Source organism: Nonomuraea sp. NPDC049028 (assembly GCF_043197735.1).
In the GTDB taxonomy this organism is placed as follows: Bacteria; Actinomycetota; Actinomycetes; order Streptosporangiales; family Streptosporangiaceae; genus Nonomuraea.
In genome coordinates, this window is sequence record NZ_JBICTR010000021.1 from 102,110 (window position 1) to 128,680 (window position 26,571).

20 protein-coding genes and 1 pseudogene are annotated in these 26,571 nt (G+C 71.2%); 12 read left to right on the plus strand and 9 right to left on the minus strand.

Going from position 1 to position 26,571, the window contains the following annotated elements; genetic code table 11:
* Positions 1 to 41: 41 nt before the first annotated feature.
* Complete coding sequence (locus ACGFJ2_RS55140) at positions 42 to 3,191, plus strand: BTAD domain-containing putative transcriptional regulator (RefSeq protein WP_393482760.1); 3,150 nt, start codon at positions 42 to 44, stop codon at positions 3,189 to 3,191.
* 34 nt (positions 3,192 to 3,225) lie between these two features.
* Here the strand turns inward: ACGFJ2_RS55140 and ACGFJ2_RS55145 are convergent, their stop codons facing one another.
* On the minus strand, positions 3,226 to 4,170 hold the full coding sequence (locus ACGFJ2_RS55145) for an ATP-binding cassette domain-containing protein (protein WP_393482763.1): 945 nt from the start codon (positions 4,168 to 4,170) through the stop codon (positions 3,226 to 3,228).
* Between the two features lie 164 nt (positions 4,171 to 4,334).
* On the opposite strand from ACGFJ2_RS55145, the gene ACGFJ2_RS55150 reads away from it, so the two are divergent.
* The 3 genes from ACGFJ2_RS55150 (at position 4,335) to ACGFJ2_RS55160 (ending at position 7,972) form a co-directional block, all read left to right on the plus strand.
* Entirely contained in the window at positions 4,335 to 5,534 is a 1,200-nt protein-coding gene (locus ACGFJ2_RS55150) for a cytochrome P450 (protein WP_393482766.1), read from the plus strand.
* A gap of 115 nt (positions 5,535 to 5,649) precedes the next feature.
* Positions 5,650 to 6,720 (plus strand): phosphate ABC transporter substrate-binding protein PstS, encoded by a 1,071-nt coding sequence (gene pstS / locus ACGFJ2_RS55155; RefSeq protein ID WP_393482769.1) that lies wholly within the window; start codon positions 5,650 to 5,652, stop codon positions 6,718 to 6,720.
* A 37-nt stretch (positions 6,721 to 6,757) separates the two neighbouring features.
* On the plus strand, positions 6,758 to 7,972 hold the full coding sequence (locus tag ACGFJ2_RS55160) for a hypothetical protein (protein ID WP_393482772.1): 1,215 nt from the start codon (positions 6,758 to 6,760) through the stop codon (positions 7,970 to 7,972).
* Here ACGFJ2_RS55160 and ACGFJ2_RS55165 read toward each other — a convergent pair.
* Positions 7,920 to 8,639 (minus strand): hypothetical protein, encoded by a 720-nt coding sequence (locus ACGFJ2_RS55165; RefSeq protein WP_357956875.1) that lies wholly within the window; start codon positions 8,637 to 8,639, stop codon positions 7,920 to 7,922. The genes ACGFJ2_RS55160 and ACGFJ2_RS55165 overlap by 53 nt on opposite strands.
* A gap of 70 nt (positions 8,640 to 8,709) precedes the next feature.
* Between ACGFJ2_RS55165 and ACGFJ2_RS55170 the strand changes: the two genes are divergently transcribed.
* Genes ACGFJ2_RS55170 through ACGFJ2_RS55180 form a run of 3 tightly spaced genes read left to right on the plus strand, consistent with a single transcriptional unit; the run spans position 8,710 to position 11,366 of the window.
* Positions 8,710 to 9,564, plus strand: coding sequence for a LysR family transcriptional regulator (locus ACGFJ2_RS55170; RefSeq protein WP_357956873.1), 855 nt, complete (start codon positions 8,710 to 8,712; stop codon positions 9,562 to 9,564).
* A 48-nt stretch (positions 9,565 to 9,612) separates the two neighbouring features.
* Positions 9,613 to 10,560: an ATP-binding cassette domain-containing protein gene (locus ACGFJ2_RS55175; RefSeq protein WP_357956871.1), complete on the plus strand. Its 948-nt coding sequence runs from the start codon at positions 9,613 to 9,615 to the stop codon at positions 10,558 to 10,560.
* On the plus strand, positions 10,557 to 11,366 hold the full coding sequence (locus ACGFJ2_RS55180) for an ABC transporter permease (protein WP_357956869.1): 810 nt from the start codon (positions 10,557 to 10,559) through the stop codon (positions 11,364 to 11,366). The genes ACGFJ2_RS55175 and ACGFJ2_RS55180 overlap by 4 nt, the downstream gene beginning before the upstream one ends.
* A 72-nt stretch (positions 11,367 to 11,438) precedes the next feature.
* On the opposite strand, the gene ACGFJ2_RS55185 is transcribed toward ACGFJ2_RS55180, so the two are convergent.
* From ACGFJ2_RS55185 to ACGFJ2_RS55200, 4 genes are all read right to left on the minus strand, one after another.
* Entirely contained in the window at positions 11,439 to 14,672 is a 3,234-nt protein-coding gene (locus ACGFJ2_RS55185; protein ID WP_393482777.1) for a BTAD domain-containing putative transcriptional regulator, read from the minus strand.
* A 187-nt stretch (positions 14,673 to 14,859) separates the two neighbouring features.
* Positions 14,860 to 16,200 (minus strand): serine hydrolase domain-containing protein, encoded by a 1,341-nt coding sequence (locus tag ACGFJ2_RS55190; protein ID WP_393482780.1) that lies wholly within the window; start codon positions 16,198 to 16,200, stop codon positions 14,860 to 14,862.
* A gap of 18 nt (positions 16,201 to 16,218) precedes the next feature.
* Entirely contained in the window at positions 16,219 to 17,766 is a 1,548-nt protein-coding gene (locus ACGFJ2_RS55195) for a hypothetical protein (RefSeq protein ID WP_393482783.1), read from the minus strand.
* Between the two features lie 150 nt (positions 17,767 to 17,916).
* Positions 17,917 to 18,279, minus strand: coding sequence for a hypothetical protein (locus tag ACGFJ2_RS55200; RefSeq protein ID WP_393482786.1), 363 nt, complete (start codon positions 18,277 to 18,279; stop codon positions 17,917 to 17,919).
* A gap of 246 nt (positions 18,280 to 18,525) precedes the next feature.
* Between ACGFJ2_RS55200 and ACGFJ2_RS55205 the strand changes: the two genes are divergently transcribed.
* The 4 genes from ACGFJ2_RS55205 (at position 18,526) to ACGFJ2_RS55220 (ending at position 23,095) form a co-directional block, all read left to right on the plus strand.
* Positions 18,526 to 18,729, plus strand: coding sequence for a hypothetical protein (locus ACGFJ2_RS55205; protein ID WP_357956859.1), 204 nt, complete (start codon positions 18,526 to 18,528; stop codon positions 18,727 to 18,729).
* A gap of 258 nt (positions 18,730 to 18,987) precedes the next feature.
* Complete coding sequence (locus tag ACGFJ2_RS55210; protein WP_393482789.1) at positions 18,988 to 19,401, plus strand: hypothetical protein; 414 nt, start codon at positions 18,988 to 18,990, stop codon at positions 19,399 to 19,401.
* A 135-nt stretch (positions 19,402 to 19,536) separates the two neighbouring features.
* On the plus strand, positions 19,537 to 21,753 hold the full coding sequence (locus ACGFJ2_RS55215) for an ATP-dependent RecD-like DNA helicase (protein ID WP_357956855.1): 2,217 nt from the start codon (positions 19,537 to 19,539) through the stop codon (positions 21,751 to 21,753).
* 160 nt (positions 21,754 to 21,913) lie between these two features.
* A complete protein-coding gene (locus ACGFJ2_RS55220) occupies positions 21,914 to 23,095 on the plus strand; it encodes an Ig-like domain-containing protein (protein WP_357956853.1) in 1,182 nt (393 codons plus the stop codon).
* Positions 23,096 to 23,109: 14 nt separating this feature from the next.
* On the opposite strand, the pseudogene ACGFJ2_RS55225 reads toward ACGFJ2_RS55220, so the two are convergent.
* Together ACGFJ2_RS55225 and ACGFJ2_RS55230 are read right to left on the minus strand one after the other, a co-directional pair.
* Positions 23,110 to 24,668: pseudogene (locus ACGFJ2_RS55225) on the minus strand (MDR family MFS transporter).
* A 6-nt stretch (positions 24,669 to 24,674) separates the two neighbouring features.
* Complete coding sequence (locus tag ACGFJ2_RS55230; RefSeq protein ID WP_393482794.1) at positions 24,675 to 25,268, minus strand: NADPH-dependent FMN reductase; 594 nt, start codon at positions 25,266 to 25,268, stop codon at positions 24,675 to 24,677.
* 121 nt (positions 25,269 to 25,389) lie between these two features.
* Here ACGFJ2_RS55230 and ACGFJ2_RS55235 point away from each other — a divergent pair, with 121 nt between their 5' ends.
* On the plus strand, positions 25,390 to 26,115 hold the full coding sequence (locus ACGFJ2_RS55235) for a TetR/AcrR family transcriptional regulator C-terminal domain-containing protein (RefSeq protein WP_393482796.1): 726 nt from the start codon (positions 25,390 to 25,392) through the stop codon (positions 26,113 to 26,115).
* 8 nt (positions 26,116 to 26,123) lie between these two features.
* Here ACGFJ2_RS55235 and ACGFJ2_RS55240 read toward each other — a convergent pair whose 3' ends face one another.
* A complete protein-coding gene (locus tag ACGFJ2_RS55240; protein WP_393482799.1) occupies positions 26,124 to 26,567 on the minus strand; it encodes a cupin domain-containing protein in 444 nt (147 codons plus the stop codon).
* Between the last annotated feature and the right edge of the window lie 4 nt (positions 26,568 to 26,571).

Genomic DNA, 26,571 nt, shown 5'->3' on the forward strand with positions numbered 1-26,571 from the left:
CATGGCGCAAGACGGGCTCACAGTTCGGCACAATTGCCGCTGTGAGAGTCGAATTGCTGGGACCGTTCGAGGTCCGAAACCGCGATGGGGCCGTGGTGGAGGTTCCGGGGATTCGGCTGCGCGCACTGCTGGCCGCGCTCGCCCTCGAACCTGGCCGGATCGTCACGCGTGCGAGGCTGGTGGACTGGATCTGGGGCGAACAGCCGCCCGCCGACGAGGTGAACGCCTTGCAGGCGCTGGTGTCCAGGCTGCGCAGGGTGTTGCCGGACGGGGTGATCGAGGCCGATTCCGGCGGATACCGGCTGGCCGTGACTCCTGATGCCGTCGACGTATCCAGGTTCGAGCAGCTGGTCGGCCAGGCCCGTGCCGCCGAGCCCGCGGCGCGGGCGGATCTGCTGCGCTCGGCCTTGGCCTTGTGGCGCGGCACGGCCATGGCCGACCTCGCGCTGCACGGCAGCGACGCCTTCGACGCCGCGGTCACACGCCTGGACGAACTCCACGTCGCCGCGCTCGGCGATCGGGTGGATGCCGATATTCGCCTCGGCCGCGGCTCGGAGCTGGTCTCGGAGCTGACCGAGCTGGTCGCCGCGTACCCGCTGCGGGAGGGGTTCGTGGCGGCCTTGATGCGGGCGCTGGCCGAGGCGGGGCGGGGCAGCGAGGCGTTGACGGTGTACCAGCGCACCCGCGAGCGGCTGGCCGAGGAGCTGGGCGTCGATCCGTCGGCCAAGCTCTCCGCGCTGCACACCGCGCTGCTGCGTGGCGAGCTGGGCGAGCGGGCGGACAACCACAAGACGAACCTGCGCGCCGAGCTGACGAGTTTCGTCGGCAAGAAGAATGATGTGTCCGCGGTCGCCGCTCTGGCCGCCAAGCACCGGCTGGTCACCTTGACGGGGGCGGGTGGCTCCGGCAAGACGAGGCTGGCCACCGAGACCGCGCGGACGATGCTCGCCGACCTGCCGGACGGGGCGTGGCTGGTCGAACTGGCCTCCGTTGGGGAAGGCGGTGACCTGGCGCAGGCCGCGCTGACCGCGATCGGCCTGCGTGACCAGGCATTGCTCGGCGGCTCGCGGGGCGGGGAGCCGATGGACCGGCTCATCGCCGCGGTCCGCGAGCGCGCGATCTTGCTCATCCTGGACAACTGCGAGCACGTGATCGAGGCGGCCGCGGCTTTCGCCGACCGGCTGCTGGGGGAGTGCCGCAGGCTGCGGATCGTGGCCACCAGCAGGGAACCGCTCGGCATCACCGGGGAGGTGCTGTGGCAGGTCGAGCCACTCGCGCTGCCCGCCGGCGGAGCCGATCTCGCCGAGGCCGGATCCTCGCCCGCGGTGCGGCTGCTGCGCGACCGCGCGGACCTGGTGCGCAAGGACATCGGCTCCGACGCCGGCACCGTGGCGGCCATGGTGCGCATCTGCCGGGCGCTGGACGGGATGCCGCTGGCGATCGAACTGGCCGCGGCCCGGCTGCGCACCATGTCCGTCGATCAGCTGGCCCGCCGGCTCGACGACCGATTCCGGCTGCTGACCAGCGGCAGCCGTACAGTGCTCGCCCGGCACAAGACGCTGCGCGCGGTCGTGGACTGGAGCTGGGACCTGCTGACCGAGACCGAACGTGACGTGCTGCGGCGGCTGTCGGTGTTCTCCGGCGGGGTGAGCCTGGAGGCGGCCGAACAGGTCTGCGGGGAGGAGACGTCCGCCGGGGAGCAGGTGTTCGACGTGCTGACCGCGTTGATCGACAAGTCGCTGCTGCTCGCCGACGGCGAGGGCATGCCGCGCTACCGGATGCTCAACACCATCAGGGAGTACGCGGCGCAGCGGCTGGCCGAAGCCGGGCAGAGCGAGCCGGCGCGCCGGGCGCACCTGGCGTACTTCACCGAGCTGGCCGAGACGGCCGAGCCGCGCCTGCGCCGGGCCGAGCAGGTGGAGTGGCTGGCCAGGCTCGGGGCCGAGCACGACAACATCGTCACGGCCCTGCGCGGCGCCATCGCCGAGGGATGGGCTCAGGAGGCGATGCGGCTGGTGGCGGCCGCGGGCTGGTACTGGTACCTCAGCGGGCACCGGGCCGAGGGCGCCGAGCTGAGCATCGCGGCGGCCTCGCTGCCGGGGGAGGTGTCCGATGAGGTGCGGGCGCTGGCGTACCTCAATGTGACGATCTTCGTGACCGCCGGGGTCACCGGCGATCAGTATCAGGCGCGGGAGTGGATCGAGCAGGCGCATCGCTTCGCCCGGCGCAGCGGGTCTCGTCACCCGCTGCTGGGGTTCGTCGAGCTGCATGAGCGGATGCTGCGGGGCCCGGCGGAGTTCATGCCCGCCTTCGAGCCGCTCATCGCCGACGCCGATCCGTGGGTGCGCGCGCAGGCCAGGCTCAGCCGTGGCCGGCTGCGGCTCACGCTCGGCGGCGACGAGACCGGCGTGGACCTCGACGCCGAGACCGCCCTTGCCGAGTTCCGTACGCTGGGCGACCGGATGGGGATCTCGCTCGCGCTGACCTTCCTGGCCGACCGGCTGGCCATGCGCGGCGAGTTCGCCCGCGCGTGTGAGCACTACGAACAGGCGGCGCTGGCGCTGATGGAGGTGGGCGCGAGAGAGGACGTGGTCGGCTTTCGGGCGCGGCAGGCTCAGCTGTACTGGCTGCTCGGCGATGAGCGATCCAGCGCCCGCGCCATGGCCGAGGCGCGGCGGATCGCCGATGGGATCGTCTGGCCGGACGCGCTCGTCGAGCTGGCGCTCGCGCAGGCGCAGCTGGCGCGCTTGCGCGGCGAGCCGGACCAGGCGCGTGAGCACCTGGCCACGGTGCGGGCGGTGCTGGGCGAGGCGGACATGGCCGACTCCATCCGTGTTCACACCATGGATCTGTACGGCTACCTCACCGAGGATCTCGGCAAGGCCCGCGCCTACCGGGCCGAGGCGTTGCGCGCGGCCACGACCGTCGAGCACACCCATCCCCCCACGATCGCCCAGGTGCTGATCGGGATCGCGGATCTCGCGCTGCGCCAGGGAGACCCCGAGCAGGCCGTACGGCTGCTCGGGGCGAGCGACGGCGTGCGCGGCACGCCGGACCGTTCGCAGCCGGACGCCGCCAGGATCGCCGCGGACGCGCGCGATCACCTCGGCGAAACGGTGTTCGCCGAGGCGGTCCGTGCCGGGCAGCAGCGGGACTGGCGTGAGCTGGCCGAGATCACGCTCGCTTCGTGAACGTCGCACGAGCCCAGGGAAGCCGGCATGGCGTTCATCGCGCGCCGGCCTCCTTGTTCGCGTGAGCGGTAAGGGCGAGGAAGACGTCATCCAGGTCCGGTGTGTGCACCGACAATTCCTCGACTTCCAGGCAATGGGCGTCGAGCCGATCGATCAGCGCGCGCAAGGACCGCACCCCGCCGTCACCGGGAACACGCAAGGTCAGCTCTTCGTCGTCCCTGGTGGACTCGTGCAGGACCCGCGCCGCGGCGTCGAGTTCGTGCCGGGCGGTGAACCGCAGCCGGACATGGCTGCCGGGGATGCGGCGCTTGAGCTCATCGGCGGTGCCCTCGGCGACCAGCCGGCCCTGATCGATCACGGCGATACGGTCGGCGAGCCGGCCGGCCTCCTCCGGATACCGGGTGGTGAGGAAGATGGTCCTCCCCTCGGCGGCCAGTTCCCGGATGATGTCCCACATGGTGCGGCGGCTGCGCGGATCGAGTCCCGTGGTGGGCTCGTCCAGGAAGATGATCTGCGGGTCGCCGACCAGCGTCATGGCCAGGTCCAGCTTGCGGCGCATGCCGCCGGAGTAGGACACCGCCAGCTTGCCCGCCGCCTCGACCAGATCGAACCTCGCCAGCAGCCGGCCGGCGACGCGTTCGCCCTCCGCCTTGGGCAGGTGCAGGAGATCGGCCATCATCAGCAGGTTCTCCTCGCCGGTGAGCAGGTCGTCCACCGAGGCGAACTGCCCGGTGACCCCGATCGCCGCGCGCACCGCCTTGGTCTGCGTGGCCACGTCGTGCCCGGCGACGACCACCTTCCCGGCGTCGGGGGTCAGCAGCGTGGTCAGCACGTTCACCATCGTGGTCTTGCCGGCGCCGTCGGGCCCGAGCAGGGCGAAGATCGTGCCGGTCCGGACATTCAGCTCGATGCCGTCGAGCACGATCTTGTCTTGGTATGCCTTGCGCAGCCCCGAGGCCACAATGGCTGAACCGTTCATGAGATCCAACCTGGCCGACCGCTCTGATATCGGGCCGTCGCCGTCCTGACGTGGCCGCTGACACGACCCCGCGCCGTTCACCGGTCCTTGCGGACATGCGGTGTCAGCGGCCGTGTCAGCACGGCGACGGTCTCGTATCAGAGCGGTCGGCGAGAGTGGACGCCATGGAACACACCCTTACCGCGATGCCGACCGAGCGCCGGCCCGGCTGTCCCTTCGACCCGCCCAAGGAGCTCCTCGAGGCCCGCGAGCAGAGCCCGATCAGCCGCTTCCCCTTCCCCGACGGGCACCAGGGTTGGCTGGTCACCGGCTACGACCTGGTCCGGTCGGTGCTGGCCGACCCACGGTTCAGCTCCCGCAAGGAGCTCATGAGCCACCACCCGACCATCAACTACGGCGACATCCAGGTGCCCCCGGCGCCGCCCGGCGAGTTCCTGCTCATGGACGAGCCGCAGCACAGCCGTTACCGCAAGCCGCTGGTGGGCAAGTTCACCGTGCGCCGGATGCGGTTGCTCACCGAGCGCGTCGAGCAGGTCACCGCCGAGCACCTGGACGCGATGGAGAAGGCCGGGCCGACGGCGGACCTGGTGACCGCGTTCGCCAAGCCCATCCCCGCCATCGTCATCTGCGAGCTGCTGGGCGTGCCGTACGAGGACCGGGGCCGCTTCCAGGAGAACATCGACAAGTTCCTCGGCGGAGAGGTCAGCGACGAGGAGCTGTTCGCCGCCTACACCGCGACCCAGACCTACCTCGCCGAGCTGGTCGCCGCCAAGCGCGCCAACCCCACCGACGACGTGCTCAGCGACCTGCTCGACAGCGATCTGACCGACGAGGAACTGCAGGGCATGGCCCTGATCCTGCTGTCGGCCGGGTTCGACACCACCGCCAACATGCTGGCCCTGGGCACCTTCGCCCTGCTGCGGAACCCGGAGCAGCTCGCCGCGCTGCGCGCCGACCCCGCTCTCACCGAACAGGCCGTGGAGGAGCTGCTGCGGTATCTGAGCGTCGCCAAGCAGTTCTCCAGGGTCGCGCTGGAGGACGTCGAGCTGGGCGGCCACACCATCACGGCCGGCACCACCGTCATCCTGTCCCTCAACACCGCCAACCGCGACCCCGAGCGCTTCTCCGACCCCCAAACCCTCGACCTGCGCAGGCAGGACGGCGGGCACCTGGCCTTCAGCCACGGCATCCACCAGTGCCTGGGCCAGCAGCTGGCCCGCGTCGAGATGCGGGTCGCCTTCCCCGCGCTGCTCAACCGCTTCCCCACGCTGCGCCTGGCCGTACCGGCCGAAGAGGTCGCCCTGCGCCCGGAGGCCGCCGACATCTACGGGGTCAAGAGCCTGCCGGTCACCTGGGACGTGTGACCGCTGGCAGTTCGATCCGCACGGTTGCCGAAATCTGGGATAAATGACCGATTTGTGGCAATGAGTTTGACGCGTGGTGAACTAGCAGGCCGGGACAATTCCATATTTTGTTGAGATGGAAAAGCTGACAGGGATCATCAGGGCGGCTGTGTTCGTCGCCCTGACCTTGGCCGCTTCTGCCGCCGGCTTGACCGGGACCGCGCTGTTGACCCGCGACGAAGCGCCCCCGAGTCTCCCGATCACCGCGTCGATCTCCGGCTCCGGCTCAACCGCGCAGAAAGGCGCGATGGACGCCTGGCGGGCCGACTTCCAAGGGCTGCACCCCGACCTGCGGGTGGACTACAACGCCAACGGCTCCGGCGCCGGCATCCGCGACTTCATCACCGGCGCCACCGCCTTCGCCGGCTCCGACGTCGCGATGCACCCCGACGAACAACTGCGGGCCGACAGACGCTGCCACAGCCGCGCGATACACCTGCCCATGGTGGTGGGCCCCATCGCCCTGGCCTACAACCTGCCGTCCACGCCGGAACTGAAGCTCTCGCCCACCACCCTGACCGGCATCTTCAGCGGCCGCATCACCCGATGGGACGCCGCGCAGATCGCCGCCGACAACCGCGGCGCGAACCTGCCGGGCACCGGCATCCGGCTCTTCCACCGCTCCGACGACTCGGGCACGACCTACAACTTCACCGCCTATCTCAAGGAGGCGGGCCGCTGGCCGTACGAGCCGTCCAGGAAGTTCGCCGACACCGGGCAAGGCGTGACCGGCTCGGCGGGCATCACCGAGGCCATAGGGCGCACCGAGGGCTCCATCGGCTACGTGGAGTACGCCTACGCCGGCGACGCCGCCCTGCGCACGGCCAAGATACGCAACGCCGCCGGCCAGTTCGTCGCCCTCTCGCCCCAGAGCGCCACCAAAGCCCTGGAAGGCGCCCGGATCGCCGGCCACAACGGCGACCTGATCGTCACGTTCGACTACCTGACCAAGAACAAGGACGCCTACCCCATCATCCTGGTCACCTACGAGATCATCTGCTCCCGCAGCTCAGACCCGCTGGTGCGCACCTTCCTGGACTACACCGCCAGCGACGCCGGCCAGTCCTACCTGTCCCTGTACGGCTACGCCCCGCTCCCGCACGATCTCCTGGCCAAGGTACGTACCCAGCTCGGCGTCACCACCTGAACGGGAACCCCCGGCCGCTCACCGGTGTAGGGAAGACGTGAGCACCATCACCAGACGCCAAGCCCTGGCGCTCGGCGCGGCGGCCGCCGTATCGGCCTGCGCCACCACCCAGCCGCCCCCCAAGGCGGCGCCCCCGGCCCCGCGCGGCAGGCTGCTCGCCGAGACCGCCGCCGGGCTGTCCCTGGTCGAGCTGTCCACCGGCGCGGTGACGGCCACCTACCCCGGCGCGGTGCCCGGCCCCCGCTGGCTGCGCCTCTACCAGATCGACCACGACCGGCTGCGCACCTACGACGCCACCACGGGCCACCTCCTCGAGCAGCGCGACCTGGCCGGCGCCCCGGGCCGGCGCATCAAGGCCGTCTCCGGCCACCTCGTCGCCCTCGGCCCCGAACCCGGCCCCCGCAGCCGTACCACCCTCACCCTGACCGGCGCCGGCGGCAACCGGACGCTCCAGCTCGACGGCAACATCGAACCGGAGGCCTTCTCCAGCGACGGCCAGGTCATGTACGTCCTGGACCACCTGCCGCCCGAACACCCCGACCGCTACCGCGTGCGCATGTACGACCTGGCCGCCGGCCGGATGACGCCGCTGCTGACCCGCGCCAAGCAGCCCGTGCCGCTGTCGAAGGAGGAGGAGATGCGCGGCAAGGGCCGCCAGGCCGTGCACGACCCGGACCTGGCCACCCTCTACACCCTCTACACCCACCAGGACGAACACCTGCACACCCGCGACCTGATCGCCGGCCACGACCTGAGCCCCGGCGTGCACGCCTTCGTCCACGTGCTCAGCCTGGACCAGCGCTGGGCCTACTGCCTGGACCTGCCCGAACCGTTCGGCCTCGGCCCGCCACCGGCCCACGCGATGGCGCTGGACACCCAGGCCCGGCGGCTGTACGTCTTCGACGCCTCCACCGGCCGCATCGTGGTCGCCTCCACCGACGACCTGACGATCAAGCGCGGCGGCCTGCTGGGCCGGCTGGGCGACGGCGAGGCGTACGCGGTGGCGGCGGATGGCCGCGCCTATCTGGCGGCGGGCAAGCGGCTGCTGTCGGCCGACGGCCAGACCCTGACCCCCGCCGGCGTATGGGACCTGCCCGGCCAGGCACACGGCCTGGCCTGGCTGAACGGCGAGCTGCTGGCCGGCGCGGGGGAGCAGGTCCTGCGCTTGGAGCCGCGCACCGGCGCGCGGCTGGGCGCCATCACCCTGCCCGGCCTGCGTGAGGTACGGCACGCCGAGCCGTCCTACGGCTGATCGCGGCGGCGAAGGCGGAGATGACCGGGTGCGGGCGGCTGCCGTCGCCGGACAGCTCCGGCTGGAACAACGTGGCCAGGTAGAACGGGTGGCCGGGCAGCTCGGCCACCCGCACCATGCCCTCCTCGGCGTGCCCGGAGAAGACCAGCCCGTGCTCGACGAGCTTGTGCTTGTACGCCTCGTTGAGGCCGTAGGAGCAGCTGTAGGCCTCCATGGTGATGGGGGAGCCGATGATCTGCTCGATCAGCGAGCCGGGCCTCAGCCGTACCAGGCCCTCGTGGCCGGCCAGGGAGCACTCCAGCGGCAGCAGCAGGAACTCACGCGCGTCCGGCTCGTTCTCGGCGTGCGCCACGTCGAGCCCGCACACGCCGCGCGCGTACTCCAGCAGCATGTGCTGAAAGCCGCCGCAGGTGCCCAGCACGGGGATGCCGCGCTCGCGCGCGGTGCGCGCGGCGCTGATCACGCCTTCCTCGCTGAGGTACGGGCTGCCGGGCACGATCCAGATGCCGTCGAAGCGTTCGAGGGCGTCGTCGTGGGCGTCGGTGGAGGGGATCCAGTACGGGTCGAGCGCGATGCCGTCACGCTCACGCAGCGCCTGGATGATCAGCGGGATGCGGGCGTGCGCGCGCACGCTGGGCGAGCGGTCTCCGACCAGGGCGATTTTCATGCCTCCATGGTGCGGCGGACCACCGCTTAAGCACCAACGATGATGTCTGCACATGCTATAAGAAACACTGATGGACCCTCATCTGCTGCGTACGTTCGTGACCGTCACCGAGGCGGGCTCCTTCTCGGCCGCGGCCGAGCGGCTCGGCTACACCCAGTCGGCCATCTCCCAGCAGATCGCCGCGCTGGAGAGCGACCTGGGCCTGCCGCTGCTGCACCGCCGCCCGGTCGCGCCCACCGAGGCGGGCCTGCGCCTGCTGGAGCACGCCGGGCCGCTGCTGCTGCGCATCCGCGCCGCGCGGGCCGACGTGCTGCGCACCGCCGCACTGCCCGCCCACCGCCTGACCCTGGCCGCCACGCCCCTGGCGCTCAACTCGGTCCTGGCCCTACGACTGGCGGCCGCGCGGGCGGCGCAGCCGCGGCTGCGGGTGACGGTACGCACCTGCGGCAGGGACGAGGTGGCCAGGCAGGTGGCGGACGGCAGGGCCGAGGCGGGCCTGGCCGACGGGATCACCGCGCCGAACGACCCGCTGCGCCTGCCCGAGGTCGGCCCGATGACCACGGTGGGCGTGGCCGAGGAGGGCCTGGTCGTGGCGCTGCCCGGCGACCACCCCCTGGCGGGCCGGGCGGGGCTGCGGCTGGCCGACCTGGTCGACGCGCACTGGCTGCAGACCACGTTGTGCCCGCTGGAGCGGCTGCGCGACCTGCTGGGCGACGGCTTCCGGCCCGCGCTCGACTACACCGGCGACGACGTGCACACCGTGCTCAACCTGGTCGCCGCCGGCCACGGCCTGACGCTGCTGCCCGCCTCCGCCGGCCGCGGTGTGCCGCTGGTGGCTCCCCGGCTGGTGCACCGCGTCGAACTGCTGCACGCCACCCTGCCGCCGGGCCCCGCCGCCGACCTGGCGGCGCGCCTGTCACCGTGACAGCGATCTGTGCGCGAGCTGTCAGCGCCGCCGCCCACGATGTCGGGCATGAACGCATTCGAAGCCGAAGGGCTGGTCAAACGCTTCGGCACGACCACCGCCCTGGCCGGCATCAACCTATCGGCCCGCCGGGGCACCGTCCTGGGCGTGCTGGGCCCCAACGGCGCCGGCAAGACCACCGCCGTACGGATCCTGGCCACCCTGCTGCGCCCCGACGCCGGCCAGGCCCGCGTCAGCGGCGTCGACGTCGTCCGCCACCCCGCCCAAGTGCGCCGCATGATCGGCCTGACCGGCCAGTACGCCTCGGTGGATGAGGACCTGACCGGCACCGAGAACCTCGTGCTCATCGGCCGGCTGCTCGACCTGCGCGGCCCCGACGCCAAGGCCAGGGCCGCCCGGCTGCTGAGCGACTTCGGCCTGGCCGAGGCTGCCGACCGCCGCGCCGCCACCTACTCCGGCGGCATGCGCCGCCGCCTGGACCTGGCCGCCAGCCTGGTCGGCCGGCCCGACGTGATCTTCCTGGACGAGCCCACGACCGGCCTGGACCCCGCCAAGCGCGAAGACGTCTGGAACATCATCCGCCGCCTGGTCACCGACGGCGTCACCGTCCTGCTGACCACCCAATACCTGGAGGAGGCCGACGCCCTGGCCGACGACATCTCCGTCATCGACCACGGCAAGGTCATCGCACACGGCACCCCGGCCGAGCTCAAGCACGTCGTCGGCGGACAGACCGTACTGGTGCGGCCCGCCGACCACACCAGGCTGCGCGAGAGCGCCGAGATCATCTCGGCCGTCGCGGGCCGCCCCGCCGAATCACCCGGCCGCGACGTGACCACCGTGCCCGTCGAGGGCGACGCCGCCTTCACCGAGATCGTGGCCCGCCTCGACGCCGCCGGCATCGCGGTCACCGAGCTGTCGCTGCGCCTGCCGAGCCTGGACGAGGTCTTCTTCACCCTGACCGGCCACCACGCCGACAAGGAGGACGCGGCATGACCCTCACCGCCGAACGCACCGCCGCCCCCGCCCGCCTGGACGCGCGCCCTTTCGGCCTGGTCCGCCACAGCCTCGCGCTGGCCGGGCGCAGCGTCGTCAAGACCCTGCGCACCCCCGAACAGCTCATCGACGTCACCCTGCAGCCGATCGTCTTCCTCATCGTCTACGTGTTCCTGCTCGGCGGCGCCGTGTCCGGCTCCACCGAGGACTACCTGCAGTTCCTGCTGCCCGCGATCATGGTGCAGACGGTGATGTTCGGCGGGATGGCCACCGGCGTCAGCCTCAACACCGACATCAAGAAGGGCGTCTTCGACCGCTTCCGCAGCCTGCCGATCGCCCGCTCGGCGCCACTGATCGGCTCGGTCCTGGGCGACCTGATCCGCTATGTGGTGGCGATCGTGGTGCTGATGGGCGCCGGGGCCGCACTGGGGTTCAGAATCCACACCGGGCTGGTGCCAACGCTGGCCGCCTGCCTGCTGACGATCTTCTTCTCCTTCTGCCTGAGCTGGGCCTTCGTGCTGCTGGGCGTACTGATGCGCGAGCCCGGCGGGGTGCAGGGCACCTCGTTCCTGGTGCTGTTCCCGCTGACGTTCGGCACCAGCATGATCACCCCCAAGGACACGCTGCCCGGCTGGTTGCGGGCCTGGCTGGAGGTGAACCCGGTCAACCACGCCATGGAGGCCTCCCGGGCGCTGATGCTCGGCGGCCCGGCCGGCGCCTCGGTGGTGTGGACGCTCGTGTCGGGGCTGGTGTTCCTGGCGATCTTCGCGCCCCTGGCCGTCGCGGCCTACCGCCGCCGCGCCTGACCCAGCCGCTGTACAGGCGTCCCCGGCCGCTGCCCGCTGCGCTGAGCCGGCCGCTTCGATGCTCTCCGGCCGCTACGGTGGCGCGGCCGGGGCGTGTACCAGGCTGAGCGCGGCGGGCCGGTCCAGGCTCCGGCCCGCCGCGTAGGCGGCGTCGTAGCCGTCGCCGAGCTCGGCGCGCAGCCGCGCGGACAGGCGGGCCACCTCGGGGTTGAACGCGTCGGGCGCGCCGCGCAACTGCTCGGCCGCGCCCAGCGTCCGGGCGGCTGCGACCGGCTGGCCGCCAAACGCCCTCGACTCCGCCACCGCCACCGCCACCCGGGCCAGCACCGGCATGTCCCTGGCCGACAGACTCAGCTCGGCGGCCTGGCCGATGTAGCGCTCGGCCGCCGCCGGGTCGCCCACCGCCAGCGCCAGATGCGCCCGGCCGATCATCACCAGCGCCCGGAACTGCGGCGCGATCGCCGAGGCGTACTCCAGCGTGGCGGCCGACCGCTCGTACTCGCGCGCGGCCGTCTCGAGATCGCCCTCCAGCCGCGCCAGGTCACCGAGCCCGGAGTGGGCGAACGCGGCGTTGCGCGGCGACTGGTCGCGGTGCGGCTGCTCGGTCATCTCGCGCAGCTGGGCACGCGCCTGCTCCACCTGTCCCTTGCGCATGCGGATCGTGGCCTGCCACACCTGATGCCCGGGGTCGAGGTCGGGGTTGAGCTGCCGCACCAACGCCGTGGCCTCCAGGATCGAGGCGAGCGCGTCGTCGAAGTCGCCGAACATCGCGTGCGCCTCGCCCAGCGACATCAGCGCCATCGACAGCCCCCACCGCTCACCCACCTCCCGTAGCTGCGCGGCGGCGGCGATCAGGTCCTGGCGGGAGCCGCGCATGTCGCCGTCGTTCTCCTTCATGGCGGCCCTGACCGTCAGGAGCATCCCGCGCGCCCACTGGTCGGGATGGGACAGGCGCCGCTCGACCTCGGCCAGCCCCAACTCGCTGTCATCGGTGAACAGCGCCAGCGCCGGCCCGAGCATCGCCAGCACCGGATGGGACAGCTCCTGCTGCGACAGCTCGGTGATGCGGCGCAGCTCCTCCACCGCCGCCCCGACCGTGGCGTCGCCGCCGGCCAGCGCGCCGTTGATGAGGAAGGTGGCCGAGGCGATCAGCCTGGCCTGCCGCGGCGCGTCCCCGGGCACGTCCAGCGCCAGCTTCATCCAGCCAACCGAATCCTGCCGGTTGCCGCGGAAGGTCCAGAAGATGCCCATCGCCGCCGCCAGCCGTACCGCCGTGTCGGCATCACCCCGGTCGACGGCGAAGTGCAGCGCGGCCAGCAGGTTGTCATGCTCGGCCAGCAGCCGCGCGATCCACCTCAGCTGCTCGCGCCCGCGCAGATGCGGCTCGGCGAGCTCGGCCAGCCGCAGGAAGTAGGCGGCGTGGCGGACGCGGGCCGGGCCGATCTCGCCGCTGCCGGCCAGCCGTTCCAGGCCGTACTCCCTGATCGTCTCCAGCATGCGGTAACGGCCGCCGTCGGCCGCCTGCAGCAGCGACTTGTCCAGCAGGGCCGCCACCAGGTCGAGCGTGCCGCCCAGGTGCTCGGCCGCGGCCAGGTCGAACCCGCCCGCGAACACCGCCAGCCGCTCGGCCAGCCGCCGCTCCGGCTCCTCCAGCAGGTCCCAGCTCCACGCCACCACCGCGCGCAGCGTCTGGTGGCGGGGCAGCGCCGTACGGCTGCCTCCGGTCAGCAGCACGAACCTGTCGTCCAGGCGTACGGCCAGCTCGTGCAGGCTCAGCGCGCGCAGCCGGGCCGCGGCCAGCTCGATGGCCAGCGGCAATCCGTCGAGCCGGCGGCACACCTCCCGCACCAGGCCCTGATCCAGCACCAGCCCCGGACAGGCCGCCGCCACCCGGTCGCCGAACAACTGCACGGCCGGCTCGGCCGGCAGCGGCGGGACCGGGGTGACGACCTCGCCCACGATGCCCAGCGGCTCACGGCTGGTGGCCAGCACCCGCAGCCGCGGGCAGCGGCCGAGCAGCTCGTCGGCCAGGCGGGCGACGGCCTCGACGAGGTGCTCGCAGTTGTCGAGCACCAGCAGCACATGACCGGCCGACAGGGGCTCGACCAGGTGGTCGATGGTGTCGGTCGGCGCGGTGGGCCCGGCCGGCACGATCGAGCGGCCGAGCGCGGCCAGTGCCGCCTGCGCCACGTCGGCCGGATCACTCACGGGCGCAAGCTCCACCAGCCACACCGCGCTCGGCCCCGGGTACCCCGGCTCCCCGTCCGGCGTCGGCGGCCGGTCGCCGCAGGGGGAGCCGTTCGCGGGGCGGCCTCGGTGCTCGGCCTGGTTCAGGAGGGCGGCGGCGATCGTGGTGGCCAGCCGGGTCTTGCCCGCGCCGCCCGGACCGACGAGCGTCACCAGGCGGCTGTGTCCCAGCCGGGCGCTCACCTGGGCGATCTCGGCGGCACGGCCGACGAAGCTGGTCAGCGGAGTACGCAGGTTGGTACGGGGGCGGCGGACCGGCTCGGCCCGCAGCAGCCTCAGATGGATCTCGCGCAGCTCCGGCCCCGGATCGGCGCCCAGCTCATCGGCCAGAGCGCGCCGGAGGTCCTCGTAGGCGGCCAGCGCCTCGGCCCGGCGCCCGGCGGCGTGCAGCGCCTTGAGGCGGGTGGCGTGCAGCCGCTCGCGCAGAGGATGACGCGCGGCCAGCTCCCCGAGCTCCGCCAGCAGCCCGCCCAACTCGCCGTCCGCGCCCCCGCCTTCCGCCGTGCCTTGAGTGGTTTCGGCCTGGTCGGTGCGATGCCGGGTGACGCTGCCCTGCGTGGGCCCCGCGCCTTGTCGCGTGAAGCGTGTCAGGTCGGCCTGCGCGCGGTCCTCGATGGCCGTCAGCCGGGCCTCCTCCAGGCGTACCGCGTATCCGGTCGCGAACGGCGCCGTCGCGACCTCGCCCAGCGCCGGCCCCCGCCACAGGGCCAGTGCCTCGCGCAGCAGCCCGGCCCTGGCCGCCGGGTCGCTCTCGCCGCGCGCCCGAGCCGTCAGCCGGTCGAACTCCGCTACGTCGGTGACGGCGTCGAGCCGGTAGCCGCCGGGCTCCAGGACCAGCGCCGACGGGTCGGGCAGGGCCCGCCGCAGCCGGGAGACCAGCGACTGCAGCGCGTTGCCCGGGTCCGCGGGCCGCTCGTCGGGCCACAACGCCTCGGCCAGCTCCTCGACGGTGACGGTGCGCCCGGCCGCCAGCGCCAGGCGTACCAGCAGCAGGCGCAGCCGGGCGCCGCCGATGGCGGCGGACTCGACGTCCAGCGGCCCCAAGATTGCCACACGCACAGGAACCATGCTGCCACCTGACCGCCGTCACCTCGCCGAGCCGGCCGGACCGAGCCAGCTGGACCGAACCGGCTCCACCGAACGAGCCGGGCCGCAGCAGGAGCAGGCGCCCGCCCACGCCCGGCCCCGGCCCCGGGCAGGGGCAGGGGCAGGGGCCGGGGCTCGGGCGGCGCGGGCGGTAACGAGGTCAGGCGTGCCAGTCCGTCACGCCGCCCGGGACGGGCGCCTGCGGGTCGTAGGGCTCGCGGGTGAAGATGAAGGTGTTGAGGTCGAGGTGATCGGCCCCGACCCGCAGCGTCTCACCGGCGTAGTAGCCATCCAGCCCCAGCCAGGTCCCGTCCTCCTGCGGCACGAACCGGGAGGCCCGGCCCGCCCCGCCCACCGGCGTCAGCGCCAGGCCGCCGTCGGGCAGCAACCGCAACGCGTACGGCTTGGGGCCCCAGTGCCACAACCCGGTCAGCGCCAGCAGGGCGGGGTCGGCGGGGGCGGGCCGCCACTGCTCGGGCAGGCGGGGCTCGTGTTCGTCGAGGATGTCCAGCAGGTCGGTGGGCAGGCTGTAGCTGAGGCCGCTGGTGGTGTTGGCCAGGAACAGCACGCCCACCTGGTCGGCCGGGTCGGCCCACACGGTGGCCAGGAAGCCGGGCATGGACCCGGTGTGACCGGCCAGGCGGCGTCCGGAGTGCCGGGTCAGCTGCAGGCCGAGCCCGTAGCCGGAGGTCCAGGCGTCGCCGTCGTCGACGGTGGCGGGCTCGCGCATCTCGGCCAGCGTGGCGGGGGACAGGACGCCGCCGGTGTCCCCGGCCACGAACGCCGCCCAGCGGGCCAGGTCGGCGGTCGTGGACCACAGCTGACCGGCGGGCCCCATGGCGGCGGCGTCGTGTTCGGGCTCGGCCAGCACCACCTCGGCCCACGGGTGGACGGCGTAGCCGGTGGCGTGCGGGGCGCGCGGCCGCTCGGTGGTGGCCGACAGGCCGAGCGGCTGAAGGACCTCCTGCTGTACAGCCTGCAGCCAGGGCATGCCGCGCAGCCGGGTGATCAGCTCGCCGAGCAGGCCGTAGCCGATGTTGGAGTAGTGGAAGCGGCGGCCGGGCCGGTGCTTGGCGTGCTGCGGCCCGAGCAGGGCCAGCAGGTCACCGGCCGGCAGGCCGGGGGTGCGCTCCCACCAGCCGGTGGGCGGTTCGGCGGTCAGGCCGGCGGTGTGGGAGAGCAGCTGGGCGATGCTCACCTCGCCGAACGGGGTGCCGGGCAGGTGTTTGGCCAGGGGGTCGAGCAGGTCGAGGCGGCCTTCGTCCCGCAGCCGCATGACCACGACGGCCACCATGCTCTTGGTGATCGAGCCGAGCCGGTATTGCGTATCGGCGGTAGGGGCCGCCCCGCCGCCGGGGCCGGTGAAGCCGCGAGCGCCGAACCAGGCCAGCCTCCCCTCGCGTACGATCGCGGCCGTCAGCGACGGCACCCTGCACTCGGCCTGTTCGACGGCCAGCCTGCGCAGCAGCGCCCGCGCCGTCGTCTCACCCACCTGACTCATGGGCGCCAAGCCTAGTGCTCAGATGGGCAGCAGTTCCGGCCCGATCAGCTCGCCCTGGTGCGGCTGGGGGTGGGCCTGGTCGTGGTAGTAGTGGCCGGCGTACCAGACGACGACGTTGGTGGCGTCGATGCTCTCGCTGTTGAGGAAGCGCCCGATGGCGGCCCGGTCGCGCGGGCCGGGGTTGCCGTCGTCGAGCTCGGCCGCGTGGTGGCGCAGGAACCACAGGTCGGAGACGCCGTAGGAGTCGGCGGTGTCGTCGAAGGGGCCGGGGTGGATCTGGTAGCCGCGCCCTGAGGATTTGTCGCGTACCTGCCAGTAGCGGCCGGGGGCGCGGCGGCGGGTGGTCTCGCGGACGATCGGCACCGGCTCGGGGATGATCGGCCCCTGGTCGATCTGCTCGACGATGTCGTTGGCGGAGCCTTCGATGTCGAAGTCGAAGCGCCAGTAGGCGTGGTGGCGGTGCACCATGCAGGTCATCGGGTTGGCGGTGGCGGCGAAGCCGAAGCGGGGCCTGATGGTGCCGTCGTCGCCCAGCCGCCAGTCGCTGGCGTAGCGGTACCAGCCGGCCTGCAGTTCGCTGACGATGCGCAGCTCGTCGCCGTCGTGGTGGAAGGCCACGCCCTGGAAGCCGCCGGCGTCGGTGTCGGGCCGTTCCAGGATGGTACGCGGCGGGCTGTCGCACAGCCGCCAGCCCCAGCCGACCGGGTCGGTGCCGGTGGCCGAGAAGCGGGTCTCGGAGGAGGCGTCGTCGCGGAAGGTGGTGCCTTGTTCGTACTCGACGTTCAGGACGGGTACGTGCGCCTGGCGCAGCACCAACCGGCCCCGGTAGCGCACCTCGCGCAGCTCCACGCCCGATCCGGCGCCGGGGTTCTGCGGGGCAGAGGCGCGCGGCCGCACGACCAGCAGGTTCCACAGCTCGTCGGCGCCCCGCAGGACGCGTACCCGCACCTGGTCGGGGCCGCCGTGGTCGGCCAGGGGGGTGACGCCTTCGGGCACAGTGTGCTCGCAGTCGTGGTGCATGCGCACGTCGATGCCGGCCGGGGTCCAGTCGACGGTGCGGGCGGCGGTGTCGACGGCGACGATGCGGTGGCGTACCCCGGTGGGCTCGCCGGGGGTGTAGATGCCCAGGGTGGGGCGGCGCACGGTGGTGCCGTCGGGGTTGTCCAGGTCGGCCAGAGGCGGCATGGGCCGGTAGACGATCACGTTGTCGCCCGGCGGGAAGTGCGGGTCGGCGCGCAGGACGTCGGCGGCCGCGAGCAGTTCGTCGTGGCTGGGCGGCGGCCGGTGGGCGCTGGGCCGGACCTCGGCGCTTTCCGGCCGGTCCAGGGTGCCGCGCAGCTCGACGGCGCGGTTGCCCACTGGGTCGAAGACGGTGGCGCGGAAGGGGGCGTCCTGGCCGGGGTCGTGGCCGAGCGCCGGAGCCTGGCCGATGATCAGCCGGTCGGCGTCGGCGACCTCCAGCGCGGACAGGACGCCCGGGTGGGCGGTCACGGCCTGGCGCAGTTGCCCGGCGCTCAGCCCGGCGCGGGGGACCGCTTCGATGGTGACGCGTACATCGTCGCTCATGCATGGCTTCCTACAGGGCGGCGGGCGCGGCTGGAAGGCCCAGATGTTCTCACCGGTGCTCTGTGGCGACGGCGTGCGGCGGACCTGCGAACGGGCGGGCATGGGAACGGCCCCGGTCGGCGAGCGACCGGGGCCGGATGATGCGGCAGGTCAGTCGGCGCAGATGGCGAAGACGCTGATGCCGACGTCGTTGTAGCCGTCCTGGCGGCCGAGGACGATCCAGCCGCGCCCGTCATCGGTGGGGAAGGAGCCGACGAGGATCGCCCCGTTGCCGCGGGCCTCGCCGCCTCCGCCCAGGACCTTCTTGGCGCCGGGGCAGTAGAGGGTACGGCGCTGGAAGTTGGGCACGTTCGCGTTGGGCAGCGTCACCAGCTGGTATCCGGGCGGCAGCGCGGAGGCGTGGTGGGGCTGGCCGGCGGGTGCGGTGGTGGCGTTGGCTGCGGTGACGACGGTGGCTGTGGCCACGCACGCACCGGTGAGGAGGACGGCCAGGGCGAGGGACTTCTTGTGCATCGCTCTCCTTGAGTTGTTCCCTGGATCACCTCCGCTCCGCCCGCGGGCAGCACGAACCCGCGGTCGAAGTGGGGTGATCCAGGGAGCCAGGGCCTACACGAAGAGTATCCACAGCACTACCGTGAGTGTCGATGGGTAATCATGTTCGAGCCGCGGACCCATCAATATGCAGTTACATGCCTGCATGTCGGCGATGGCCTGATGTTAGGCTCGAAAGTGATCACTCCTCTGCGAAGGAAGGCCGCCATGAGTGACATACGGTTCCCGCTCACGCTGCGCGTCACCGTCAGCGGAGCGACCCCGGACGAGATCAGGGAGAAGGCCAGGACCCAGGCCCTGGACTTTTTCGGGCCCCACTCCGAACTGGACGTCATCAGCGCGGAGGCCGAGTCCGACACGGAGCGCGGCACCGGCTACCGGGCGGTCGTCGTCTTCCGGCGCGTCGCCTAACGAGAGCGGCAGATGCGCGTCAACGGTCAAGCCATCGCCAACAGCGATACTAGTGGGATAAATAATATACGCGTCGAGACCAAAATACGCCGGTCAACATCCCCAGCACCCCCGCAAGAAATACACATCAAATGTTTCATGTTCCGGAAAAAGGGTCCGGCCGCCGCTCGATAAATCTTGGCGCACGTCTTGACTATTGCCGAGCGCGCCATGTCACGATGGGAGGGAAAGCGAGAGACACACAATGGGGGTGGTCTCGTGCTCAAAGAAATATTCGTTACCGGGGCCCTGGTGGCGAGCGCCATCGTCCCTTCCGCGGCCGCACTGGCCCAGCCTGACAAGGCCCGCGCCCTCGGCGGCAACGCCACATCCACCTCGCTCACCCACTGCACTTCGACAAGCTCCGGCAAGCCGTGCAAATGGCTGGAGGGAAAGAACAAGAAGTGCCTGTGGTGCAAGTCGAAGAAGGGCGGATACACGCGTAGTTACTGCGAGGACAAGAGCATGGGCTCGCCAGGAAAGGCGCCCGAGAAGCCGAAGCAAGAGGGCATCCTCTGCAAGGGAGACCTCGACGAGGCCGCTACCGCCTGCACGAGGTGCGTCAACCTCAAGACCGGAAAGATATTCTCCAGCAGCTGCAAGGGAGAAAAGCCTGGAGACCCGGCTCCCTAGTTCCAGTCCCGAAGAGGATCCCTGGGCATAGGCGTCGCGACGCGCGGCCCCTATGCCCGCACGGGCACGAGGCCGCCCGCCCCTTGCCCTATTCTTGGGCCGGAGAACGCCCAGGGACAGGGAGAGACTTCTTCGGTGAAGCAAGGTCCGGCCAATCTCCCCGCCACCCACCTCGACGCCGTCCTCGAACGCTTCACCTACGGCCCGAACGAGGAGACCGGCTACTCGATCGCGCGGGTGGCGACCGAGCGGTCGGGCGCCGAGCTGCTGACCGTGGTGGGACCGCTGCTGGGCGCGCAGGTGGGGGAGTCGCTGCGGCTGAGCGGCCGCTGGACCTCCCACCCCAAGTACGGCAAGCAGTTCGAGGTGTGGTCCTACACCACCGTGCTGCCGGCCACCATCCAGGGCATCCGCCGCTACCTGGGCTCCGGCCTGATCAAGGGCATCGGCCCGAAGATGGCGGAGCGGATCGTCGACCACTTCGGCACCGACACCCTCGAGGTGATCGAGCAGGCGCCCGAGCGGCTGGTCGAAGTGCCGGGCCTGGGCCCCAAGCGGACCAAGCTGATCGCCGCCGCCTGGGAGGAACAGAAGATCATCAAAGAGGTGATGATCTTCCTGCAGGGTGTCGGCGTGTCCACCTCGATCGCGGTGCGCATCTTCAAGCAGTACGGCGAGAGCTCCATCTCCGTTGTCAAGAGCCGCCCGTACCAGCTGGCCGACGACGTGTGGGGCATCGGCTTCAAGACCGCCGACACCATCGCCCAGGCGGTCGGCATCCCGCACGACAGCCCCGAGCGGGTCAAGGCCGGGCTGCGCTACACGCTGTCCCAGGCGGCCGACGACGGCCACTGCTACCTGCCCGCCCCCAACCTCGTCGGCGACGCCGTCAAGATCCTGGAGGTGCCCGCCGACCTGGTCGCCGGCTGCCTGGAAGAGCTGGTCGCCGAGGAGGGCGTGGTACGCGAGCAGATCCCGGCCGGCGACAACATCGTGCCGGCGGTCTACCTGGTGCCCTTCCACCGGGCCGAGCTGTCCTTGGCCTCGGCGCTGCTGTCGCTGCTGCGCGGCGGCCATGACCGGCTGGCCGCCTTCGCCGAGGTCGACTGGGAGCGGGCCGAGCAGTGGCTGCGCGGCCAGACCGGCGCGGACCTGGCCGCCGAGCAGCGTCAGGCCGTACGGCTGGCGCTGACGGAGAAGGTCGCGGTGCTGACCGGCGGGCCGGGCTGCGGCAAGAGCTTCACCGTGCGCTCCATCGTGACGCTGGCCCGCGCCAAACGGGCCAAGGTGATCCTGGCCGCGCCCACGGGCCGGGCCGCGAAAAGGCTCGCCGAGCTGACCGGCCATGAGGCGACCACCGTTCACCGGCTGCTGCAGCTGCGGCCCGGCGGGGATGCCACCTTCGACCGCGACAACCCCCTGGACGCCGACCTGGTCGTCGTCGACGAGGCCTCCATGCTCGACCTGCTGCTGGCCAACAAGCTCGTCAAGGCGGTCGCGCCCGGCACGCACCTGTTGTTCGTGGGGGATGTGGACCAGCTGCCCTCGGTGGGCGCGGGTGAGGTGCTGAAGGACCTGCTGGCCGCCGAGGACATCCCCCGCGTACGGCTGACGCAGATCTTCCGCCAGGCGCAGGAGTCGGGCGTGGTGGTCAACGCCCACCGCGTCAACACCGGCCTGCACCCCAAGCTGGAGAAGATGACGGACTTCTTCCTGTTCCCGTGCGAGGAACCGGAGGAGATCGCGGCGCTGACGGTCGACGTGGTGGCCCGGCGCATCCCGCGCAAGTTCGGCCTCAACGCCCGTCGCGACATCCAGGTGCTGGCCCCCATGCACCGCGGCGCCGCCGGAGCCGGCGCCCTCAACATCGCGCTGCAGGAGGCCCTGACCCCCTCGCGCGAGGACCTGCCAGAACGCCGCTACGGCGGGCGCGTCTTCCGCATCGGCGACAAGGTCACCCAGCTGCGCAACAACTACGAAAAAGGCGCGGCCGGGGTGTTCAACGGCACCGTCGGCATCGTCGTCGACATCCGTCCCGACGAGCAGAAGCTGATCGTCGCCACCGATGAGGACGAGCAGGTCGACTACGCCTTCGACGAGCTGGATGAGCTGGCCCACGCCTACGCCGTCTCCATCCACCGCTCCCAGGGCAGCGAGTACCCGGCCGTGGTCATCCCCCTGGCCACCAGCGCCTGGATGATGCTGCAGCGCAACCTGCTCTACACCGCGATCACCCGCGCCAAGCGGCTGGTCGTCATCGTCGGGTCCCGGCGCGCGCTGGCGCAGGCCGTACGGACCAAGGGGGCCGGGCGGCGCCACACCAGCCTGACCCACCGCCTGGCCCAGCACTGAGGGTTTCGCCCCTTTACTCCTGTTGCGCCCGGCTGACCTGGGGTTCCCAGCAACAAGTGATTTAAATGTTACCGAACTATCCCAAACTCCTCCGCGTCTTACATGCAGGAGCATTAAGGTCTTTGGCATTGAGTTTGCTGTTATGGGGGAGAGGACTGACTTGAACGTCAAGCCCGGTTGGAGGACGCCCGTCACGGGCATGGCCCTGCTCGCGGCCGCGGCACTGACCGCGTCCTGCTCGAGCACTCCCCCCGCCCCGGGCAACGCCGACGCGGCCAAGGCGACCACCTCCGCGACCCCGGAAGCGCCGACGATCAAGATCTCACCCGCCGAGGGCAGCTCGAAGATCAGCCCCGACAAGAAGATCGTCGTGACCGCCGCCGGCGGCACCCTGGAAGAGGTCACGGCCGAAGGCGGCGGCAAGAGCGTCGAGGGCACCTTCAACGCCGACAAGACCAAATGGGTCTCCAAGGGCACCCTGCTGCCCTCCAGCTCCTACAACGTCAGCGCCAAGGCCGGCGTCACCAGCGCCGCCAGCACGTTCAAGACGCTCAAGCCCGAGCGCGAACTGCAGGTCATCGACGTCACACCCAGCGCCAAGGGGGAGACGGTCGGCGTGGGGGCGCCGATCATCGTCACCTTCAACCAGCCCGTCAGCGAGAAGGCCGACGTCGAACGCGCCCTGGAGGTCGAGGCGCAAAAGCCCGTCGACGGCGCCTGGCGCTGGATCAACGACACCACCGTCATCTACCGCACCGCCAAGTACTGGCCCGCCCACCAGAAGGTCACCTTCAACGCCCGCCTCACCGGCGTCAAGGGCGGCAAGGGCATGTACGGCGTCAAGGACTCCGCCACCACCTTGAAGATCGGCGCCCGCGTGATCAGCAAGGTCGACACCAAAAAGCACATGATGTACGTCTACCGCGACGGCAAGCGCGTGCAGACGATGCGCATCAGCGCCGGCATGGCCACCACCCGCGAGTACACCACCACCTCCGGCGTCCACCTGACCATGGAGCGCGGCAACCCGGTCCGCATGATCTCACCCGGCCGCAAGAAGGGCGACCCCGGCTACTACGACGTCATGATCAACCACGCCGTGCGGATCTCCAACTCCGGCGAGTACGTCCACGCCAAGGACAACGTCTGGGCCCAGGGCCGCTCCAACGTCAGCCACGGCTGCATCAACTCCCGCCCCGACCAGGCCCTGTGGTTCTACAACCACTTCCAGCGCGGCGACGTCGTCGACATCAAGGGCACCACCCGCGACCTGGAATGGAACAACGGCTGGGGCTTCTGGCAGCTGCCCTTCTCCAAGTGGAAGAAGGGCAGCGCCCTGTAGGCGGGCCGCCTGGCTCATGTCGCCTTCTCGGCGGACAAGCGGGCCGCCTCACCGCCATCCCGCCGCTCCCTTTGCTCAGGCCCCGTCACGGCGGGCTCCGCCGGGGCCGGGGGATGCTCACGCAGCGGGGTTTCGCGGACGAGCCAGGACGCCGCGAAGGCGATCAACGCGAGAACGGCGGCGCCGATGAGCAGGCCGTGCAAGCCGCTGGTGACGGCTTCTCGCACGGCCTCGCCGGCCGCAGCGGGCAGGTCGGGCAGCAGGTGGGGCGTGAGTTCGCCCCCGGCGGTCAGCCGTTCGGCCGCCGCCGGGCCGAGGCGCGTGCTGAGGTCGGCCCGCATGTTCCCCGCGTACAGGCCGCCCAGCAGCGCGATGCCCAGCGAACCGCCGATGGTGCGCAGCAGGGTGAGCGTCCCGCTGGCGGCGCCCATGTCCCGGGGGTCGGCACTGTTCATCGTGATCAGCGTCGTACTCTGCGTCACCAGACCCATCCCGGCCCCGACGAGGAGGCTGAGCGCCGAGGCCGCCGCCGCCGCAGTGCCGGCCTCGAGCAGCAGCAGGGCCAGAGTCCCGGCGATCGTCAGTGCGCCGCCGAGGATCGGATAGCGGCGGTAGCGGCCATTTCGGCTGATGAGATGGCCGGTGATCAGTTGCGCGCCGAGCATGCCGAACATCAGGGGCAGCAGCAGCATGCCGCTGAGTGTGGGTGAGGTTCCCTGCACGAACTGCATGTACTGCGGCAGGTAGTTGGTCACGCTGAGCATGATCGCGCCGAGCAGGAAGCTGAGGATCTGGGCGAGGGTGAAGTCGCGGTCGTGGAACAAGCGGGGCGGGATGACCGGCTCGGCGGCGCGCCGTTCGACGGCCACGAAGGCGGCCAAGGCGAGAACGCCGCCGGCGGCGAGGGCCAGGATCTGGGGCGAGAACCAGGAGTAGGTGGTTCCGCCCCAGCTGCTCAGCAGGGTCAGGGCCACGATGGCGGTGGTGAGCAGGGCCGCACCGCCGTAATCGATGCGGACTTTGACGCGCTCGATCGGTGGCAGATGGATACGGGTGGCGATGATCAGCAGGGCGACGGCGCCGAAGGGCAGGTTGACGTAGAAGGTCCAGCGCCAGCTCAGGTAGTCGGTGAGCAGCCCGCCGGCCAGCGGGCCGCCGACGTAGGCGATCGGCATGATGACGCCGATCATCGACTGCAGGCGGCCGCTGTGACGTGGTGGTACGAGCACGCCGATGATGGCCAGCGCGCGCCCAGGCCCTGTACGGCGCGGAAGGCGATGAGCTGGCCCATGTCCTGGGCCAGGCCGGACAGGACGGAGCCGGCCTGGAAGAGCGCGATCGCGGCGATGAAGGTGATCTTGCGGCCGTACAGGTCGCCGAGTTTGCCCCAGATCGGGGTAGTGGCCGCGCCCGCGAGCATGTAGGCGGTCACCACCCATGGCAGGTGGTCCAGCCCGCCGAGGTCGCCCACGATCGTGGGCAGCGCGGTACCCACGATCAGGCCGTCCAGCATCGCCAGGAACATACCGAGCAACAGGCCGAACACCGCGAGGTAGGGCAAGCGGTCGTTCATCGCGGTTCAGGCGGCGTAGGGCCGGATGGCCTTGGCCTCGCGCAGGGCGTGCGCCCACCAGGCGAGTTGGTCGAGCATGGTCGTGGCGGCGGTGTCGGCGGCCGGATCGACGGCCCTTCCCTCCCCGTCGAACTGCTCCCAGGCGCGCTGGAAGCCGACGCCGTCGCGGATGGTGACCGCGTGCAGTTCGGCCAGCACCAGGCGCAGGTGCTCGACCGCGCGCAGCCCGGCGGAGAAGGCGCCGTAGGAGACGAAGCCGACCGGCTTGGCGTGCCATTCCCTGGAGTGCCAGTCGATGGCGTTCTTCAGCGGCGCGGGGAAGCTGTGGTTGTACTCCGGGGTGACGATGACGAAAGCGTCGGCCGCCGCCAGCCGTGGTGATACGGCCGCGAGCAGATCCTTGGCCTCCTGGGCGGCCGGCGGCTGCCCGAGCACGGGGAAAACGGTGGGCAGCGGGGTTTCGACCAGATCGATGAGGTCGGCGCTCATGTCGGCGCGCCGCGCGATGTGGTCGATGACCCAGGAGGCCACGCCCGTGCCGAATCGGCCCTCGCGGGTACTGCCGAGGATGACCGCGATCTTCAGGTGGTTGTCGTTCATGGAGGGGCACTTCCTTGTGTGTACGACGTATCCGAGCGAGATACAACGTACACATCTCTGTGTACGTTGTCTACTTTTGATACGTTGTATCGCACGACCAGCTGGAGGGAAGCCCCACACCATGGCCATCGAGAACGACAAGCCGCGCGCATCACTCTGGGAGCGCCTGGAAGCTCCCGCCCCCGCGCAGCGACAGACGCTCTCCCCGCAGCGCATCGCCACGACCGCGGTCGAGATCGCCGACGCCGAAGGCCTGGAGGCCATCACCATGCGCCGCCTGGCCACCGAACTGGGCGTCGCCCCCATGGCGCCCTACCGCCACGTGTCAGGCAAGGACGATCTCCTGCAGCTGATGGTCGACCATGTCTACGCCGGCTTTCACCTCCCAGCCGAGCGGGAGTGGCGCGAGAGCATGCGGACCCTGGCGCTGCGCACCCGCGACCTCATGCTCCGGCACCTGTGGCTGGCACAGCTGCCCCCACAGGCCAGGCTCTCGCTCACGCCCAACAGGATGAGAGTCGCCGAGCAGGCCCTGTCAGCGCTGGACGGCCTGGGCCTGGACGCCGACGCGATGATGAGCGTCTTCCGCGCCGTGGACGCCTACGTCCAGGGCGCCTTGAACGACGAGAGCGCCGTACGCAACCTCATGCACGAACAAGGCTGGTCCGACGGCGACGAACTGCGTTCCGAACTGGCACCGCAGATGATCTGGCACATGCGGACCGGCCGCTATCCCACTTTCCAGCGCTACCTTCAAACCGCCACCCGCAAGGACGACGCGCAGTGGCAGTTCGAAACCGGCCTCACCTACGTCCTCGACGGCATCGCGACCACCCTGGCCATCTGAGTCGCAGCTCAGCCGGCCCCGAGACCGTCAACAGGAGGCCGTCGGCTCTCCAGGCCGGGCAGAAGAATCGTGCTCTCCTGCTCGCGCGGATCCGTGCGCGCCAGGACGACCTCGGCGGGCTCGCTGTCACTGAGATTCACCGGCATGTGCGGCGTACTGGCGGGGATGTAGATGAACTCCCCTTGACGCGCTTGCAGGTAGTGCTCCAGATTCTCGCCGTACCAGGCACCTACGGCGCCCCTGATGACGTAGATGGCCGTCTCGTGATGGTCGTGCTTATGAGCCCGGCCGCTGCCCGAGGGAGGAATGGTCTGCAGGTGCATGCAGATATTGCGCGCACCCACGGTCTCGGCGGCGATACCGGCGAAGAACTGCAGATGCTGCTTGCCCTCATACATCAAAGCGGACCGGATGACACGGCAGTGACCGTCCGGCTGCGGGGGATGCTCCACCTCT

What these genes read in the sequence shown, in the direction of transcription:
- ACGFJ2_RS55145 (WP_393482763.1), bottom strand. Translation starts at nt 4,170, where the DNA reads ATGAACGGTTCAGCCATTGTGGCCTCGGGGCTGCGCAAGGCATACCAA.
- ACGFJ2_RS55150 (WP_393482766.1), top strand. Translation starts at nt 4,335, where the DNA reads ATGGAACACACCCTTACCGCGATGCCGACCGAGCGCCGGCCCGGCTGT.
- pstS (WP_393482769.1), top strand. Translation starts at nt 5,650, where the DNA reads ATGGAAAAGCTGACAGGGATCATCAGGGCGGCTGTGTTCGTCGCCCTG.
- ACGFJ2_RS55165 (WP_357956875.1), bottom strand. Translation starts at nt 8,639, where the DNA reads ATGAAAATCGCCCTGGTCGGAGACCGCTCGCCCAGCGTGCGCGCGCAC.
- ACGFJ2_RS55170 (WP_357956873.1), top strand. Translation starts at nt 8,710, where the DNA reads ATGGACCCTCATCTGCTGCGTACGTTCGTGACCGTCACCGAGGCGGGC.
- ACGFJ2_RS55175 (WP_357956871.1), top strand. Translation starts at nt 9,613, where the DNA reads ATGAACGCATTCGAAGCCGAAGGGCTGGTCAAACGCTTCGGCACGACC.
- ACGFJ2_RS55180 (WP_357956869.1), top strand. Translation starts at nt 10,557, where the DNA reads ATGACCCTCACCGCCGAACGCACCGCCGCCCCCGCCCGCCTGGACGCG.
- ACGFJ2_RS55190 (WP_393482780.1), bottom strand. Translation starts at nt 16,200, where the DNA reads ATGAGTCAGGTGGGTGAGACGACGGCGCGGGCGCTGCTGCGCAGGCTG.
- ACGFJ2_RS55195 (WP_393482783.1), bottom strand. Translation starts at nt 17,766, where the DNA reads ATGAGCGACGATGTACGCGTCACCATCGAAGCGGTCCCCCGCGCCGGG.
- ACGFJ2_RS55200 (WP_393482786.1), bottom strand. Translation starts at nt 18,279, where the DNA reads ATGCACAAGAAGTCCCTCGCCCTGGCCGTCCTCCTCACCGGTGCGTGC.
- ACGFJ2_RS55205 (WP_357956859.1), top strand. Translation starts at nt 18,526, where the DNA reads ATGAGTGACATACGGTTCCCGCTCACGCTGCGCGTCACCGTCAGCGGA.
- ACGFJ2_RS55230 (WP_393482794.1), bottom strand. Translation starts at nt 25,268, where the DNA reads ATGAACGACAACCACCTGAAGATCGCGGTCATCCTCGGCAGTACCCGC.
- ACGFJ2_RS55235 (WP_393482796.1), top strand. Translation starts at nt 25,390, where the DNA reads ATGGCCATCGAGAACGACAAGCCGCGCGCATCACTCTGGGAGCGCCTG.